The organism is Streptomyces sp. NPDC053079 (assembly GCF_044546695.1).
Lineage (GTDB): Bacteria > Actinomycetota > Actinomycetes > Streptomycetales > Streptomycetaceae > Streptomyces.
Map to the genome: position 1 here is coordinate 134,574 of NZ_JBITZJ010000010.1, position 16,803 is coordinate 151,376.

A 16,803-nucleotide genomic window follows, 5' to 3' on the forward strand; every position below is an offset into this window, starting at 1 on the left:
AGAGTCGTTCCCTTCGGTCCGAGTTCCTGCCTAGGATCTTCACCCGGCCGTGCCCCTATTCCCTGGAAAGGTTAATTCGGTCCATGCCTCAGGAAAGCCGTAGCTCCAAGCGCATAGGCGTGATGTTCCACCGGGACCTCCCCCCTGAGGAACTGGTTCCGTTCGCGCGCGAAATCGATGCGTCAGGGGCCGACGACATATGGGTGGTCGAGGACCTGGGCTGGTCGGGATCCATCGCCGCCGCGGCCACCGTGCTGAGCGCGACCGAGCGGATCCGGGTCTGCATCGGCATCGTGCCCGCCCCGCTGCGCAACCCCGCCCTGCTGGCCATGGAACTGGCCACGCTGGCCAGGCTCCACCCCGGCAGACTGCTCGTCGGCATCGGTCACGGCGTGCAGGAGTGGATGGCGCAGGTCGGCGTCAAGGCGGCGTCGCCGCTGGCGCTCCTCGAGGAGACCATCGTGGCCGTGCGCGGCCTCCTCGCAGGGGAGACGGTGCGGATGGACGGCCGCGCCGTGCACATCGACGGCGTGAGTCTCGTGCACCCGCCGGCCGTCGTGCCGGGCATCGTGGCCGGGGTCGTCAAGCCGAAGTCCCTCGAACTGTCCGGGCGGGCCGCGGACGGGACCATCATCATCGAGGGCCGCAGACCGCAGGACGTGCGCGAGGCGTGGGCCCACATCGAGCGCGGCCGGGCGGCCGCCGACCAGGCGCGGGCGCACGAACTCGTCGCGATCACCCACCTCTACGTCGACGACGACCCGGCGCGCACCCAGGAGGTGATGCGGCCGTACATCGACGAATTCGCCGAGTTCCTCGGAGTGGAAAAGGCGGATGTCAACGTGGCGGCCGGAACGCCCGAGTCGGTCGCGGAAACCGTCGAGGCGTTCTGGGACGCCGGTGCGACCACGGTGATGTTCCACCCGGTCGGCGACGACCCGGTGCGCAGCGTCAAGCGCGCCCTCGCGGCGCTCGGTCGCTAGGAAGAAGCAACCCCCGGAAGAAGCAACCCCCCGAAGAAAGAAACCCTACCGCTGCCGCAGGGCGGCGAATCACCCCCACCGAGACCTTGGAGAGTGCGGTATGACCGGCTTATCGACGGCGAATTCCTCGGAGCGTTCGGACAGCGTGCTGGTCACCGGCGCCGGCGGATATCTGGGTGCGGTACTCGTCCCGCTGCTGCTGGAATCGGGATACCGGGTGACCGCGGTCGACACGTACTACTTCGGCACCGACGTGCTCAAGCCGGTGCTCGACCACCCCGCGCTGAACCTGGTCCACGCCGACGTACGCGACCTCGACCCCTCGCTCCTGGACGGCGTCGACGCCGTCATCGCCCTGGCCGCCCTCAGCAACGACCCCGCCGGCGACCTCCACCCCGGCTGGACGGAAGCGGTCAACCGAGACGCGGTGATCGAACTGGCCGAGGCCGCACGGGAACGCGGGGTCGGCCGCTTCCTCTTCGCCTCCTCGTGCAGCGTCTACGGCCCCGCCGGTGACGAGCAGCGGACCGAGGACGACGCCGTCAGCCCGCTGACCGTGTACGCACGGACCAAGCTGGAGGCGGAGAAGGCCCTCATCGCCCTGGCGACCGAGACCTTCCACCCGGTCTCGCTGCGCAAGGCCACCCTCTTCGGCCTCTCGCCTCGCATGCGCTTCGACCTGGTCGTCAACATCATGACGATGTCCGCCGCGACCAAGGGCTCCCTGCAGGTCCACGGAAACGGCGAGCAGTGGCGCCCCCTCCTCCACGTCGCGGACGCCGCGCGGGCCTATCTGCAGTGCCTCGGTCTGCCGCAGGAACGGATCGCCGGCGGCCGGGTGTTCAACGTGGCCGGCTCCAACTACCGGGTGAGCGACATCGCCCAGCAGGTGGTGGAGGCGTTCGACGACGTGGAACTGCGCTTCGTACCCGACCAGGTCGACCGGCGCAGCTACCAGGTCTCCGGGCAGCGGTTCGAGCGGGCGACCGGCTTCACCCCGCTCTACACCACGCGCGACGGCGTCCTGGAGATCCAGAAGGCGCTCGCCGACGGCGTGTTCCCGGACACCGACGACTCCCGCTACCACACCGTCAGGGCCCTGCAGGAGGTACTGGCCAAGCCCGCGCACCTCGGCGGGGAGCCCGTGCGCCGCTCCTTCCTCCCCCTGGCGCTGCCCGACCTGGGCACGGCGGAGGAGAACGAGGTTCTCGACACGCTGCGGTCCGGCTGGCTGACCACGGGACCCAAGACCAAGCGCTTCGAGGAACTGTGCGCGTCCTACCTCGGGGTCAAGCACGCGGTCGCCCTCAACTCCTGCACGGGCGCCCTGCACGTGGCGCTCGCGGCCGCCGGGGTGGGCCCCGGTGACGAGGTGATCACCACCCCGGTCTCCTGGCCCGCGACCGCCAACGTCGTCATCCACCTCGGCGCGACCCCGGTCTTCGTCGACGTCGAGGCCGACACCCTGAACATCGACGCCTCTCTCATCGAGGCGGCCGTCACCCCGCGCACCAAGGTCATCCTGCCCGTCCACATGACGGGCCAGCCCTGCGACATGACGGCGATCAACGCCATCGCGGAGCGGCACGGGCTGACCGTGATCGAGGACGCGGCACACGCCCTGGGCGCCGAGCACCGCGGCGTCAAGGTCGGCAAGCTCAGCACGGCCGCCGCGTTCAGCTTCTACCCCACCAAGAACATGACCACCATCGAGGGCGGTCTGCTCGTCACGGACGACGACGAGCTGGCGGACCAGGCCAGGGTGCTCAGCCTGCACGGCATCACCAAGGACGCCTGGAAGCGCATGGCGAGCGACGGCTCTCCGCACTGGCAGCTCGTCCAGCCCGGCTACAAATACAACATGACGGACGTGCAGGCGTCGGTCGGCCTCCACCAACTGCCCAAGCTGGAGGAGTTCATCGCCGTACGGGAGCGCTACGTACACCGCTACGACGAGGCGTTCGCCGATCTGACCTGCCTGCGCCCGCTCGCCAGGCGGTCCGGCTCCCGCCATGTCCACCACCTGTACGTGCTCGAGCTGCGCACCGACCAGCTGACGATCACCCGTGACGAGTTCATGGCCGCACTGAAGGCCGAGGGCATCGGCACCGGAGTCCACTTCGTCTCGATGCACCTGCAGCCCTACTACCGCGAGGAGCTGGGCTTGCGGCCCGACGACCTGCCGGTGGCCAAGGCCATGTCGGAGCGCATCCTCTCGCTGCCGCTCTTCCCGAAGATGACCCCCGCCGACGTGGAGAGCGTCATCGCGGCCGTCCGCAAGACGGCCCTCGCCGTCCAGCGCTGAAGGGCGGGCGACCGACATGCCCGAGCCGACCAACGGCACCAACATCATCCTGGTGAACGACCGTGGCGAGGTCCTGCTGTACCTGCGCGACGACAAGCCGACCATCCCCTACCCGAACCGGTGGTGCCTGCCAGGAGGCCATCTGGAAGCAGGGGAAAGCCCCGGGGAATGCATACGGAGGGAGATCGAGGAGGAGCTGGGCGTCGCCCTCGATCCGGCCGACGTCCACCCGCACTGCTCCGTCGTCCGCTCCTACGGCACCGAGCACACCTTCTGGGCGAAGGCGGCGTTCGACCTCGACGACATCGTTTTGACGGAGGGACAGGACATCGCCTGGTTCACCCCTGCCCAGGCGGCCGGCCACGAGCTGGCGTACGAGGACAACGCCATCCTGCGGGAGTTCCGCGCCCAGCACGCGGAGCTCTTCGCCCAGCACGTGCACGGCGCCGGATAGGGGCCAGCGATGGACGACTTCATGGCGGACGTCGCACGCCGCGCCGGCGCGCTCCTGTCCGGCCTCTTCCACAGCGGCGCGTACGGGCAGGAGAGCAAGTCAGGCTGGGACCTGGTCACGGAGGCGGACGTCCGCTCCGAGCGGCTCATCGTCGAGGCCGTCCGGGAACGCTTCCCCGGCCACGGCATCCTGGCGGAGGAGAGCGGCGCCCAGGGCGCCGGCGACGAGCACCTGTGGCTGATCGACCCCCTCGACGGGACGCTCAACTTCGCCCGCGGAGACGGCCCGTGGGGCGTGAGCATCGCCTACGCCCACCGCGGCGAGGTCCAACTGGGGATGTTCTACGCCCCCGGGACGGACGAGCTGTACCATGCCCGGCTCGGCGAGGGCGCGTATCTCAACGGCTCCCCCCTGCGCACCAGCGGGGAGGAGCGGCTGAGCGCGGCCGTCGTCGTGTGCTCCGCCTCCCACGAACCCTGGCAGGAGGAGGCCCAGCGGATCGCGCTGGCGCTGTGGCCCTCCACCCGGTCCCTGCGGATGACCGGGTGCGGGGCCGGCGCCCTGTGCGCGCTGGCCGCGGGCCGGGTGGACGCGATGGTCGAAGTGGACGGCGGCCCCTGGGACTACGCGGCCGGGGCGCTCATGGTGCGCGAGGCCGGGGGAGCGGCGACCACCGTGGACGGGACCGCGATGGCCGCCCGGTCCCGCACGGTCGTCGCGGCGGCGACGGACCGGCTGCACACGTCACTGACCGACGCCTTGCGGCACTGAGGGAAGGGGTGCCATGGGTACGGCCCTCGGCGCGGGAGGACAGGGCTGCTCAGCGGGGCGACTGCGGCGGGCGCGATGGGCCATCGCGCTGGTGTTCGCCGTCCACGGCGCGGTCACCGGCAGCTTCGCCACCCGCGTCCCCTGGATCCAGGACCACACGGGCGTCAGCGCCGGAGAGCTCGGGATCGCGCTCGCCGCTCCGGCGATCGGCGCCTCGGTGGCGATGCCGCTGGCGGGGCGGATCACCCACCGCTTCGGTGCGCTGGCGGCGCTGCGCGGGCTGCTCGTCCTGTGGTGCCTCTCGCTCGCTCTGCCCGCCTTCTGTCCCGGCCTGTACGCGCTGTGCCTCGCCCTGTTCGCGTACGGCGCCACCTCCGGGATGGCGGACGTCGCGATGAACGCGCTCGGGGTCGAGACCGAGCAGCGCCTCGGCCGTTCGATCATGTCCGGTCTGCACGGTATGTGGAGCGTGGGGGTCCTGGCCGGGTCCGCGGTGGGCACGGCCGCCGCGCACGCGGACGTCGACGCCCGGCTGCATCTGCCCCTCGTCTCGGCCGTCCTCACCGTGCTCGGCGTCCTCGTCTGCCAGGGGGTGCTGGACCTGCGGAGCGCTCCGGACGAGCAGCCGCCGCCGCGCTTCGCCTTGCCGCCGCGGTCGGCGCTGGCCATCGGTGCGGTCGGGTTCTGCGCGATCTTCGCGGAAGGAGCGAGCCTGGACTGGTCGGCGGTCTATCTTCGGGACGTGGCGGGCACTTCGCCCGGGGCCGCCGCGGTCTCCACCACCGCCTTCGCCTGCACCATGGCCGTGGCCCGGCTGGCCGGCGACCGGCTGGTGGAGCGCTTCGGGCCGGTACGTGCCGTACGCGCGGGCGGTGTGCTCGCGGTGCTCGGCGGGGCGGTGGTGGTGACGGCCGCGCACCCGGGCGCGGTGGTGGGCGGGTTCGGGCTGATGGGGCTGGGCGTCGCACTCGTCGTGCCGCTGGCCTTCGCGGCGGCCGGGCGGAGGGGGCCCGTGCCCAGCCAGTCGATCGCGGGCGTGGCGACCATCGTCTACACCGCTGGGCTGATCGCCCCGTCGGCGGTGGGCTCGATCGCGCAGGCGACCTCGCTGACGGTGTCGTTCGGGCTGGTCACCGTGCTGGCGAGCGTGCTGGTGGCCGCCGCGGGCGTCCTGGGGCCCGCACAGGGGCGGCCCGGCTCGGCCGCGGCCGGGCCGGCACGCGTGGGGCGCCGGGGCGGGCGGCGGTGACCCGGGCGTGAGGCGCGGCGGCCGGTCTGCTCCACCGGCAGGACAGACCGAACCCCCCGTCCCGGCCGAGGGCCGGGTCGGGGGGTTCGAGATTCAGTGGGTCAGCCGAGCTTGGCCAGCTGGGCGTCGATGACGGCCTTCGGCAGCTCCGCCTTGCCCATGACGCTCTGCGCGTAGAAGGACGCGAGCGTGCTGCCCTTGCGGACCACGACCAGGTGGGCCGTGCCGGCCGTGCCCTCCAGCTCGGTGCTGAGGGTGAAGGAGACGGCCTCGTCCCCTCCGCTGAAGGTGGCCGGGGCGACCTTGGTGACCTTCGGCAGGTCCCCGCTGGCGTTCGTGCTGAAGCCCCCGGCGCAGGCCGTGCCCGCCGCGCGCACCTTGGCGAGCGAGTCCGCGGCACCCTTGTCGTCGTACGAGCCGAGCACGTCGGCCGTGATCGTGCCGGCGAACATGGCCTGGGCGGCCTTCATCTTCTCCTCGGGCGAGGCGTTCTCGGCCGGCTTCTGGGGAACAGACATGATCTTGAGCGCCGTGGACGCGGCGGGCGTGCCCACGGGCCGGAGCGTCATGAGGTCGAGGACCGGCTTGCACTCGGCCTTGTCGGCGTTCACGTTCTTGACCGAGGCCATGTCCGCCTCGGTGGCCTTGCCGACCTTGTGGTCCTTCAGGTCGCTCTCGGTCAGGGCGCGCTTGTCGAGCTCGGCCTGGGAGAGGGCCTTGCCGGCGGGCGCGGCGGCCGCGCTCTCCTTGCCCTTCTCCTTGCCCTCGGGCTTGGCGTCGGCGGCCTTGTCGGAGCCGCAGGCGCTGACAAGCAGGGCCAGCGAGAGCGCGGAAGCGGCGACGGCGGTACGGCGGACGGTGTTGCGGCGCATGGAAAGGCTTTCTTCTGGTCGGTGAACAACGTCTTCTGCGCGCAGTTCACTCAGCCGTGACGACGCCGATTCCGTTGGGAGCACCGAAAATACGGCCTTTACCCACCCTTTGATCAAGGGGGAGGGCTTTTTGTCATGATCGTGACTTCCATGCAATCCCGGATCCATCGAATCGAGACGCATTCGGCTACAACCTTTGCCGAAGTGACGGAGGCCACTCGCGCTCCGTAGGGGCCGAGCCATGCCGACAAAGATCTTCGTAGGTCAATCGGTAGATCGCATTGATGCGCCCGAGTGAAGCTTGCCCCAATGGTCTGGGAATCGTTATCGGTGAGTTGGTGATGGAAGTGATCTTTTACAGCGCACCGCCCCGGCCGCACGTCGAAGGGCGTGCGGCCGGGGCGGCTCCCGCCGGCCCGGCCCGGCCCGGGCTCCGGTCAGCGGACCGCGACCACCGGCGGCATGGGCGGTGCGTCGGCCCGGGCCGGGGGAGTCGTGGCCGTGAAGGTCGCGAGCGTGACGGCGGACACCAGGAGGGCGCGGCGTGCCGTCACCCTCCTGGCCCTCCTGGGTTTCGCCGCCGAGTGTCTGGGGCGCTTTCTCCGGGACAAGGCACTCTCCTGTCATGTGGTGACGCATCGACTTGTCGCTTGCCGTATGGCGCCTATTCATCATCTTCCGGGGCAAATAGGCGGGCGAATGGACAGAGCGAATACATCCGCCATTTGATGACAAGTCGACAGAAGAGGGTGCCCAGCGGCCCGATCGGCCCTCCGGTCAGTGCGCCCCGGCCGTCACCACCGTCGCCACCAGAGGCACTGGTGCCAGGTCGCCGACCTCGGCCGAGCCGTCCTCGTACCGGCCCGGCGCCGCGTTGGGCAGGGCCCGCAGCGGCAGTGTGCACACCAGCCGGCCGCTGTCGGCCGCGACCGTGTTGACGTGGGGATTGGCCCACACGACGAGCGTCCTGCCGCTGTCCTCCATCCGGTACCCCACCCGCTTGGCCACCGTGCCGCCGAGCGCGTGCGGGTAGCGGAACAGCGGGCGGCCGTCGAAGGCGAAGCCGGTCGGGGCGGTGAAGCGCTGAGCGATCCGCCCGGGGTTCACCGGCCGGCCCGCGGGGGCGAGGTAGGCGACGTCGAGGACCGCCGCCGCACCGGGCGCGGCCTGGGGGACGTTCTCCTGCAGGACGGTCAGCGCCTGCTCGTCGGAGACCGGCAGCGGGGCGGCCACCACGACGGAGAGGGTGAGCTCCGTGCGGTGCGCCGCCGGGCCCGTGCCGCGTAGCACCGTGAGCGTGGCGTCGTAGCGCCCGGGCGGCGTGGTCTCGGGCGCCCGCACCCGGAAGACCCCGTCGGCCGTGGCACCGGCCGGACCCGCCTCCGCACCCGGGTACGTACGCCGCAGGGGCCCTCGCGTGCCGTCCACCGCGCCGACCAGGCCCTCGGGCAGGGCGAGTTCGACGGTCAGCCCCTCCGTAGCTGCGGCGGTCCCGATCCTCGCGCCCAGGGCGAACTCGTGGTTGCGCTGCACGGTCGCCGGGGTGACCGGCTCGACAGACGCCTCTCGCGTGCCGCCGCCCGTGCGGGCCGCGTCCGACAGGCCCGCGACTGTGAAGATCCGGCGCACCCGGTGGCTGTCGCACTCGGCCACGAGGAGGTCGTCGTCGGCCACCGCGACCGCGCGCGGGAAGTACAGCTCGGCGCCCAGGGCCCGCCCGCCGTCCTCGTCGTGCTCCGGAGCGCTGCCGCCCGCCACCGTGGCGATCAGGCCGTCCGGCGTGACCACGCGCACCCGCTGGTTGAGGGAGTCGGCGATGTACAGCCGCCCGGCCGCGTCGAGGTCGACGCCGCGCGGCTGGTCCAGCCGGGTCCGGGCGGCGGGCCCGCCGTCACCGTCGTAGCCGGGCAGGCCCGTGCCGGCGACCGTGGTGATCACGCCGTCGGGGGACACCGCGCGGACCCGGTGGGTCCAGCAGTCGGCGATGTAGAGGACGCCGTCGCCGCCGACCGCCACGTCGATGGGGTTGCGCAGCGCGGAGGCGGTCGCCTCGACGCCGTCGCCGCCGAAGCCGGGCTCGCCGGTGCCGGCGACGGTGGTGATGGTGCCGTCGGGGGCGATGCGGCGCACCCGGTGGCCCTTCCACTCCGCCACGTACAGGTTTCCCGCGCCGTCGAGGGCCAGGCCGCGCGGCTCGGCGAAGCGGGCCAGGAGGGCGGGCCCGCCGTCGCCGCCGTGGCCGGCGAAGCCCGTGCCCGCGACGGTGGTGATGACGCCGTCGGGGGAGATCCTGCGGATGCGGTGATTCCAGTAATCGGCGAGATACAGGCCGCCCTCGTCGTCGACGACGAGGCCCCCGGGCTCGTGGACCAGGGCCTCGACGGCCGGCCCGCCGTCGCCGCCGAAGCCGGGCTTGCCGGTGCCGGCGACGGTGGTGATGGTGCCGTCGGGGGCGATGCGGCGCACCCGGTGGCCCTTCCACTCCGCCACGTACACGCCTCCGGCGGCGTCCGCCGCCAGGGCCCGCGGCTGGTCGAGGCCCGCGCGGGACGCGGGCCCGCCGTCGCCGTCGGAACGGGCCTCGCCCGTGCCCGCGATGGTGGTGATGATGCGTACGCCGGTGGGCGCGGCACCCGCGCCCGGACCGTCGATGGCCGTCATGGTCGACCCTCCTCGTGGGGCGGCCGCTGCGGGGACGCGCCCAAGGGATCACCGCGGCGTCGCGGCGGGCCGGGCGCGCGTCGAATTCCGGCCGCGTCGCCCCACGTTAGGCTCCGGCGCCGCGCGGCCGACAGCCCGTCAGGGACGGGCGACGGGACTTCCGGCCAACGTCGGGGTGGCGCGTTCACCCCCGTGACCGCCGACTGACGGACTGTCAGGATGGCGGGGCCCGGCGCCGCCGGCCCGTGCGTGAGCGAGCCCGAGAGCGAGGAGCCGACCATGGCCGCACCCGACCGTCGCGAACCCTCGCCGCGGCGCCACCCCTGGCAGTGGGAGGAGCACGAGTGGCGCGGGCACGTCGACCGCGTCCGGGCGGGCCGCAGCCTCAAGCCCGACGGGTGGCCGCAGGGCGCCCGGGCGGCCGTGGCGCTGTCCTTCGACGCCGACCACGAGACCATCCCGCTGCGCGACGGCCGGACCGGCCCAGGCAAGCTCTCGCAAGGCGAGTACGGCGCCCGCAGGGGAGTGCCGCGCGTGCTCGCGCTGCTGGAGCGGCGCTCCATCCCCGCCACCTTCTTCATGCCGGCCGTCTCCGCCCTGCTGCGCCCTCAGGAGGCCCGCGGCTATAGGGACCGGGGCCACGAGGTCGGCATCCACGGCTGGATCCACGAACGCAACATGGAGCTCGAACCCAAGGATGAGCGCGAACTCGCCTTCCGGTGCGCGGACACCCTGGAACGGCTCAGCGGCACGCGACCCGTCGGAATCCGCACCCCGTCCTGGGACTTCAGCGACCACACCCTGGACATCACCCGCGAACTCGGCCTGCTCTACGACTCCTCGCTGATGGCCGACGACGACCCTTACGAAATCCTCGCCGACGGGGAGCCCACCGGCATCGTCGAACTCCCGCCGGAGTGGATCCGTGACGACGACATCTACTTCGAGATGGACCGGTACTCGCCGCTGCGCCCGCACGGCATGCCGCGCCAAGTCATCGGCGGAATATGGCGCGATGAGTTCGATGTCGCCTATGAGGAGGGCGGGCTCTTCCAGTTGACGATGCATCCGCATGTGATCGGGCATCGCTCGCGCATCGTGGTCCTGGACGAACTGCTGGAGCACATCGCCGGCCACGACGGCATCTGGTTCGCCACACACGCGGAAGTCGCCCGGTACGTAAAGGAGCGCTCGGAGGCCAGTTCGTAGGCACGGTCGTTCCAGCGCTCGAAGAAACAACCGGAAGCAATTCGGTGCCAACGCTTCGCCCACCGTGGTGATACCGCACGACTTCCCGCACTGTTGGGAAACAGGTTGCTTTGCTAAAGTGTCCTCTGCTCATCTTCCGAGAGCAATCGGGGGTCAGTGAGGATGCATCGCAAAAGCATATGATCGACCGCCCACTCAAAAGTCAGCGTGTGCGGCCGTTCCTGCGAACGGACAAGCGAGCCGACGAGCTGGATACCGGGGCGCTCTGACCCTTGATCAGGCTTCTGATCAGGAAGAAGCCTGAGGTCGACCCGGTCGCCGTCCCCGCCGCTTGGCGCACCGTCAAACCCCCCGGTCGTATGGCGCGCCCTTGGTTCCAGGGTGCTCTCGCCTGCCCGGGCTGGATCCAGGAACGCGCATGAGAAACATTCGGGCGACCCGCGACTTCTCCCTCGCATTGCGATTGCTATTGTTCAACCAGTTTGGAATCGACATCGGGTTCTATCTCCTGATGCCGTTTCTGGCGGCATACCTGGAACAGGGTCTGGGAATGTCGGCCGCGCTTGTCGGCCTGGTGCTCGGAGCGCGGAATCTCAGCCAGCAGGGCCTGTTCATCCTGGGCGGCTCCGCGGCCGACCGGCTGGGCCCGCGCGTGGTGATCATCACCGGGTGCGCGCTACGGACCGTGGGCTTCGCCCTCTTCGCCTTCGGGAGCTCGCTGTGGCTGCTGCTGTGCGCCTCCGTGCTCACCGGCCTGGCGGCGGCCCTGTTCTACCCGGCCGTACGCACCTACGTCGCGCTGGAGTCGGGCGAACGCAAGGCCGAGGCCTTCGCGCTCCTCAACGTCTACGCCACCAGCGGCTCCCTCATCGGACTCCTCCTGGGCAGCGTGCTGTTCCTCGCCGACTTCCGGCTGTGCGCCCTGGTGGCCGCCGCGGTCTTCGGACTGCTGACCATCGCCCAGGCCATGGTCCTGCCCACGCGCGGGGCTCCGCCGCGCGGCCCCTCCGCCACGGTCCTGGCGGACTGGCGCGAAGCGTGCTGCAACCGCAGGTTCCTGCTGTTCTCCCTCGCTACCACCGGCATGTTCACCATGGAGAACCAGCTCTACCTGCTCCTGCCGGAAGGGGCGCTGGACGCCTCGGGCTGGAAGGGCGCGGCGGGCGTGCTGCTGGCCGCGGGGGCCATCGCCAACATGATGTTCCAGCTGCGCATCACCAGAGCCCTGGAACGCAACGGCGGCGGCACCCGGTGGGTGAGCTCGGGGCTCGTCATCATGGGGGTGAGCTTCCTGCCGCCCCTGCTGGTGTGCGGCAGTGAGCCGCCGGGCAGCACGAGCGAGGCGATGGCGCGGACGCTCGTCATGGTGACCGGATCGGTCATGCTCTTCTTCGGCATCATGGTGGCCCACCCGACGGCGATGGAGCTGATCCCGCAGTTCGGCCGCGAGAGCCTGACCGGTACGTACTTCGGGCTCTTCTACGTCTTCTCCGGCATCGCCGCCACCGGCGGCAACGCCGTGGTCGGCCGGGCCATGGACATCGGCAAGCAGGCAGGCCTCTACTGGCTGCCCTGGGTGTGCTGCCTGTCCTTCGGGCTGGCCTCGGCGGGCGCGGTGGCCATGCTCTACCGTGCCCGGATGCTGCCCGGCGTGCCCGTGCCGTCCAGCACACCCGTGGCCGAGGGCCCCGTGGTGGGCACGGCGACGATGGGCAAGGTGATGGGCACCGCGGTCGTCAAGCGGGCCGCGGCCCCCGTCGTCCCGATGGCTCCCGCGACGCCGGGGACCCCCTCGGCGGCGAAGGGCCCCCAGCGCCCCACCCCCGCCCTGGAGTCGGCGGCCAACGCGAGCGAAGGCATCAGGCCCCCGGACACGGCCCGGCTGCCCGGCCCGGCCAGAGCCACCGACGACACCTCCGACCAGCCACCCCGCTGACGGCGGCGGGCCGCGGGGCGAGCGGTGCCGGACGCCTCCGGCACCGCTCGCCCTCGCCCTCCCGGGAGATCCGGCCACGGAAAAGACCGCGCACCGCGCGGTCGCCGGACTCCCGGGCCGTCGGCGGAAGGCGCTGACTTCCCTTCCAGGGCAGGCAATTATGCGGCTGTCATGGAATCCTCCCCGGTGAACCTGGCGCGTTCACTACCTTGCAGTAGGTGCGGCCCGCCCCATAAATTCGAAGATCCGGGGGCAGGTTTCCCGGGTCGGCGAAGGGGCCGGTGCCGGGCAGTCTCGGGGAGGCGTCTTGGTGGGCCTTGCGACCGGACCCGCGAATCCGCCAAGGGAAGGCGGATCTCCGTTGCCGCTCACCCCGGTTGTCGCTTTACACCTGTCCGTCGACGGATATCCAACCGTCCTGTGGCTCAAATTGGAGTCACACAATCCGCATGGATCCGTAAAGGGCCGTACCGCGCTCGCCCTGTGGCAGGACGTCGCCGCCCGGGTAGACCCGGAATTCGGCATCATCGAATCGACCTCGGGCAATCTCGGCCTCGCCCTCGCCGCCGTCGCGGCGACCAACGGGGTGCCGTTCACCGCCGTCGTGGACCCCCGGAGCAGCGCGTCGCTCGTGGACGCCGTACGCGCGCTCGACGGACGCGTGGTCACCGTCGACGAGCCCGACGGCGCCGGCGGCTACCTGCTCAGCAGGCTCGCCCTGATCCGGGAACGGCTGGCCGCCCAGCCCCGGCTGGTCTGGCCCGATCAGTACGCCAACCCGGCCAACCCCGCGGTGCACGCCCGCGAGACCGCCCCCGAGCTACGCGCGCAGATACCGGAGGGGCCGACGAGCGTGCTGGTGGCGGTCTCCACGGGCGGCACCCTGGCGGGCTTCCGCGACTACGCGCTCGCGGCCCGGCCCCACTGGGAGCTGGTCGGCGTCGACGTCGTCGGCTCGGCGGCCCTCGGCGCCGGCTCCGGCCGACGCGTCCTGTCCGGCATCGGCGCCAGCCGCCGCTCGGCGTTCCTGCCCGACGGCCACCGCCCCACCGTCTGGGTCACGCCCCAGGAAGCGGTCAGCGCCTGCCTGTGGCTCGCGGAGTCCACCGGCGTGGGCGTCGGCGGCAGTTCGGGCGCACTGATCGCGACGGCCCTGCGGCTCTTCCGGTCCTCCTCCCGGCGCACCAGCGTGGCCTGCCTGTGCCCCGACGGCGCCGACCGCTACCTCGACAGCGTGTACTCCGCCTCCTGGCGGGACCGCCAGGGCCTGGCGCCCTTGGACGTGGGCCGGGGCGTCGAGATCGTCGCCGTGCACCATCCGCCCCGCGACCCCGCCGCCTCGGGCGCGGCCTGGTCCGCGGCCCGCAGAGCGCCCGCACCCGGCGAACCCCCGAAGGGACGGTCGTGATGACCGCGGCCGAACCCCGTCGCGAGTGGGACGAACGAGCCGGCGTACGCTCCTGCCCGCGCCGCGTCCTCGGCGACGAACTGGAGCGCGGGCAGCTGTTCTTCCCGCCCGCGCTCGTCCCCTACCTCGACCATCCGCTGGTACGGGCCCTGCCCGCCGACCGGCGGCGGGACCTGCTCGCCCGGCACCTCTACCACTACCTTGGATTCACCGCGCAGTTCGAGACCCGCGTGGTCAACCGGGCCACCGACCGCATCGCCGGCGGCCGCAGCGGACTGCGGGCCTCCACCGCGACCCGCCTGGACGCCTACCGCATCTACGTCGACGAGGGGTACCACTCCCTCTACAGCCTCGACGTCATCGACCAGGTCTCCCGGGCGTCCGGAATCCCGCCCGCCCCCTACGACTTCGGGCCCTTCCTGGCCCGGCTGGACGCGGTGGGGGAGCGGGCCCTTCCGGACGAGGGCCCGCTGGCCCAGCTCCTGCAGGTCGTGGTCTTCGAAACGCTGATCACGTCGATCCTCAACGACGTGCCCAAGGACGCCCGCGTCCTGACGGTCGTCCGCGACATCGTCCGCGACCACGCACGGGACGAGGGCTGGCACCACGCCTTCTTCTCCGCGCTCTTCCGCGAGCTGTGGGCCCAGCAGCCCGCACCCCTGCGGGCCCGCGTCGCCCGCTGCCTGCCCGGCCTGATCCGCTCCAGCCTGCTGCCCGACCTGCGCCCGGTGCGGGCCTCGCTGGCCGCCGCCGGCCTCGGCCCGGCCGCGGTGGCCGCCGTCGTGGCGGACTCCTATCCGGCGCGGCGGGTCGACGAGGACGTCAGGAGGGCTTCCCGGCACGCTGTACGGCTGTTCGAGGAGACCGGGGTGCTGGACGTGCCCGGAGGCCGGGACGCCTTCGCCACGGCCGAGTTGCTGCGCTGACGAGCGGTCCGGGGCCGGCACGGGCCGGCCCGCCAGGGGTTGCGGCCAGGAGCCGGGCCCTCCATCCGACCCGAGGAGTGAGGTTTCCGATGGGCGACACCCCCATCCCGCGAGGCCCCGGCCAGGAGCACGGCCTGTTCTCGCTGGCCGAGCTGCCACCCCCGCTCATCACGGGCCTCACCGCGCGCTCGGTCGAGCTGTTCCACGACGCCAGGGCTCACGACCGCCCCCTGGACGGCCAGGTGGCGGGCGTGCTGTTCACCAGATCCTCGACCCGTACCCGTACCGCCTTCACCGTCGGCGCCATCCGGCTGGGCGCGGCCCCCGTCGCCTTCGGCCCCGGCGATCTGCAGCTGAACACCGGGGAGTCGGTCGCCGACACCGGGCGGGTCCTCGGCTCGATGCTCGACCTGCTCATAGCCCGCACCGCCGGCCCCCTCGACGAACTGCGGCAGCTCTCCCGTCAGGGCGGGCTGCCGGTCGTCAACGCCATGGCGGCGCAGGAGCACCCCAGCCAGGGCATGTGCGACCTCGCCACCCTCGCCCTCACCTTCGGCGACCTCACCGGCATCCGGGTGCTCTACGTCGGCGAGGGCAACAACACCGCCGTCGCCCTCGCGCACGGCCTCGCCGCCGTCCCCGGCGCCCACGTCACCTTCGCCACCCCGCCCGGATACGGCCTGCCGCGGGACGAACTGCGCACGGCGGAGCGCCGGGCGGGCACGGTCGGCGCGGTCGTCGAGGAGGTCCACGCCCTCGAGCCCGCCCCGAGCGACGTGGACGTCGTCTACACCACCCGCTGGCAGACCACCGGCACGGTCAAGCACGACCCCGACTGGAGAGAGGCGTTCCGCCCCTTCCACGTCGACGAGGCGCTGCTGGACCGCTGGCCCCGGGCGTCGTTCATGCACGACCTGCCCGCCCACCGGGGCGACGAGGTCGCCGGCCGCGTCCTGGACGGCCCCCGGTCGCTGGCCTGGACCCAGGCGGCCATGAAGCTGTCCAGCGCGATGGCGGTGCTGGAGTGGGCCGCCGCGCCGCACGGCTGAGACCCCCGAGCCCGCCCGACCGAGCCCGTACCACTTCACCGACAGGGGTCCTCATGCCGAACGTCTCCCGCGTCCTGACCTACGAGCACCTGACCAGGACCGACCTCGTCCCGCCCAGCTGCCCGCAGGTCTTCTTCGAACCGGCCGACACCGAGATCGGGGTGTGGGTGGCCCAGGACCTGTTCACCGAGGGCTGTTCCGTCCTCGACCTGGGATCGGGCAGCGGGGCGGCGGCCGCCGCGATGGCCCGCGCCGGGGCCGCCCGCGTCCACGGGGTCGACTCGGGCGCGGAGACGGTGGCCTGGGCGAGCGAGCACTACGCCTCCCGCAACGGCGACGGCCGCGTCACCGTGGCCCGCGGCGACTTCGCGCGCATGACCACCGGGGAACTGCTGGCCACAGCCCCCGCCCCGCTGCCCCGGCCGCTGGTGGTCACCAGCAACCCGCCCTACGTCCCGCTCACCCCGCAGGCCGACATGCGGCGCCGCTCCATCAGCGGGGGCCCGGACGGACTGAAGTGGGCCCCGGCGATCATCGGGCACGGCCGTGCGCTCCGCAGCGACCTGGGGCTGACGATCGGCAGCTACTCCACGCCCCGCAAGGCCGTACAGCTGCTGGAGGCGGCCGGCTACCGCGTGCACGCCGTCACGCTCTGCCCGCTGCCGCTGGGCGAGTTCACCCTGGCCAACATGGAGCAGGTGCTCGCTTTGGAAGAGGCGGGCGAGGCGGTCCTGTGGCGCCCCGGCGACGGCGTGCCCGCCTACTTCATCGTGGGCCTGGCCTGCCGCTGGACGGGGCCGGGCACGGCCACCGCGCACGACAGGCTCTCCGGGGACGGGCTGCTCGGGCTGCTGCGCATCGCCGCCCGCTCGCACACCTCCCGCCTGGAGGCCCTGGACGGACCGCGCCCGGACGGCTGGAGAGGCCCCCTGCGGGTCCTGGATCTGCCGGCGGCCGCGGTCCGCCACCACTGGTGAGCC

At 72.2% G+C, this 16,803-nt stretch carries 13 protein-coding genes; 11 read left to right on the forward strand and 2 right to left on the reverse strand.

What is annotated here, in order from left to right; genetic code table 11:
• The first annotated feature begins 83 nt into the window (after window positions 1-83).
• The 5 genes from ACIGXW_RS32430 to ACIGXW_RS32450 all read left to right on the forward strand — a co-directional run bounded on the left by ACIGXW_RS32430 (window position 84) and on the right by ACIGXW_RS32450 (window position 5,762).
• Entirely contained in the window at window positions 84-983 is a 900-nt protein-coding gene (locus tag ACIGXW_RS32430) for an LLM class flavin-dependent oxidoreductase (protein WP_399576498.1), read from the forward strand.
• Between the two features lie 100 nt (window positions 984-1,083).
• The gene (locus tag ACIGXW_RS32435) at window positions 1,084-3,288 is read left to right on the forward strand and encodes an aminotransferase class I/II-fold pyridoxal phosphate-dependent enzyme (protein WP_399576499.1); all 2,205 of its coding nucleotides are present in this window, start codon (window positions 1,084-1,086) and stop codon (window positions 3,286-3,288) included.
• Window positions 3,289-3,304: 16 nt separating this feature from the next.
• Window positions 3,305-3,742: an NUDIX hydrolase gene (locus ACIGXW_RS32440; protein ID WP_399576500.1), complete on the forward strand. Its 438-nt coding sequence runs from the start codon at window positions 3,305-3,307 to the stop codon at window positions 3,740-3,742.
• A gap of 9 nt (window positions 3,743-3,751) precedes the next feature.
• Window positions 3,752-4,513, forward strand: coding sequence for an inositol monophosphatase family protein (locus ACIGXW_RS32445; protein WP_399576501.1), 762 nt, complete (start codon window positions 3,752-3,754; stop codon window positions 4,511-4,513).
• Window positions 4,514-4,526: 13 nt separating this feature from the next.
• Window positions 4,527-5,762, forward strand: coding sequence for an MFS transporter (locus tag ACIGXW_RS32450; RefSeq protein ID WP_399576502.1), 1,236 nt, complete (start codon window positions 4,527-4,529; stop codon window positions 5,760-5,762).
• Window positions 5,763-5,863: 101 nt separating this feature from the next.
• Here the strand turns inward: ACIGXW_RS32450 and ACIGXW_RS32455 are convergent, their stop codons facing one another.
• Complete coding sequence (locus tag ACIGXW_RS32455; protein WP_399576503.1) at window positions 5,864-6,634, reverse strand: hypothetical protein; 771 nt, start codon at window positions 6,632-6,634, stop codon at window positions 5,864-5,866.
• Between the two features lie 777 nt (window positions 6,635-7,411).
• Window positions 7,412-9,295, reverse strand: a complete 1,884-nt coding sequence (locus ACIGXW_RS32460) for an NHL repeat-containing protein (protein WP_399576504.1) — start codon at window positions 9,293-9,295, stop codon at window positions 7,412-7,414.
• A 279-nt stretch (window positions 9,296-9,574) separates the two neighbouring features.
• Between ACIGXW_RS32460 and ACIGXW_RS32465 the strand changes: the two genes are divergently transcribed.
• The 6 genes from ACIGXW_RS32465 (at window position 9,575) to ACIGXW_RS32490 (ending at window position 16,800) form a co-directional block, all read left to right on the forward strand.
• Window positions 9,575-10,504 carry a polysaccharide deacetylase gene (locus ACIGXW_RS32465; RefSeq protein WP_399576505.1) on the forward strand — a complete coding sequence of 310 codons (930 nt, stop codon included), beginning with the start codon at window positions 9,575-9,577 and terminating at the stop codon, window positions 10,502-10,504.
• A gap of 418 nt (window positions 10,505-10,922) precedes the next feature.
• On the forward strand, window positions 10,923-12,440 hold the full coding sequence (locus ACIGXW_RS32470; protein WP_399576506.1) for an MFS transporter: 1,518 nt from the start codon (window positions 10,923-10,925) through the stop codon (window positions 12,438-12,440).
• A 310-nt stretch (window positions 12,441-12,750) separates the two neighbouring features.
• Window positions 12,751-13,848 (forward strand): pyridoxal-phosphate dependent enzyme, encoded by a 1,098-nt coding sequence (locus tag ACIGXW_RS32475; RefSeq protein WP_399576507.1) that lies wholly within the window; start codon window positions 12,751-12,753, stop codon window positions 13,846-13,848.
• Window positions 13,848-14,774 carry a diiron oxygenase gene (locus tag ACIGXW_RS32480; RefSeq protein ID WP_399576508.1) on the forward strand — a complete coding sequence of 309 codons (927 nt, stop codon included), beginning with the start codon at window positions 13,848-13,850 and terminating at the stop codon, window positions 14,772-14,774. The genes ACIGXW_RS32475 and ACIGXW_RS32480 overlap by 1 nt, the downstream gene beginning before the upstream one ends.
• Window positions 14,775-14,863: 89 nt before the next feature.
• Window positions 14,864-15,823 carry an ornithine carbamoyltransferase gene (locus ACIGXW_RS32485; protein WP_399576509.1) on the forward strand — a complete coding sequence of 320 codons (960 nt, stop codon included), beginning with the start codon at window positions 14,864-14,866 and terminating at the stop codon, window positions 15,821-15,823.
• 53 nt (window positions 15,824-15,876) lie between these two features.
• On the forward strand, window positions 15,877-16,800 hold the full coding sequence (locus tag ACIGXW_RS32490) for a methyltransferase domain-containing protein (protein ID WP_399576510.1): 924 nt from the start codon (window positions 15,877-15,879) through the stop codon (window positions 16,798-16,800).
• Window positions 16,801-16,803 lie beyond the last annotated feature (3 nt).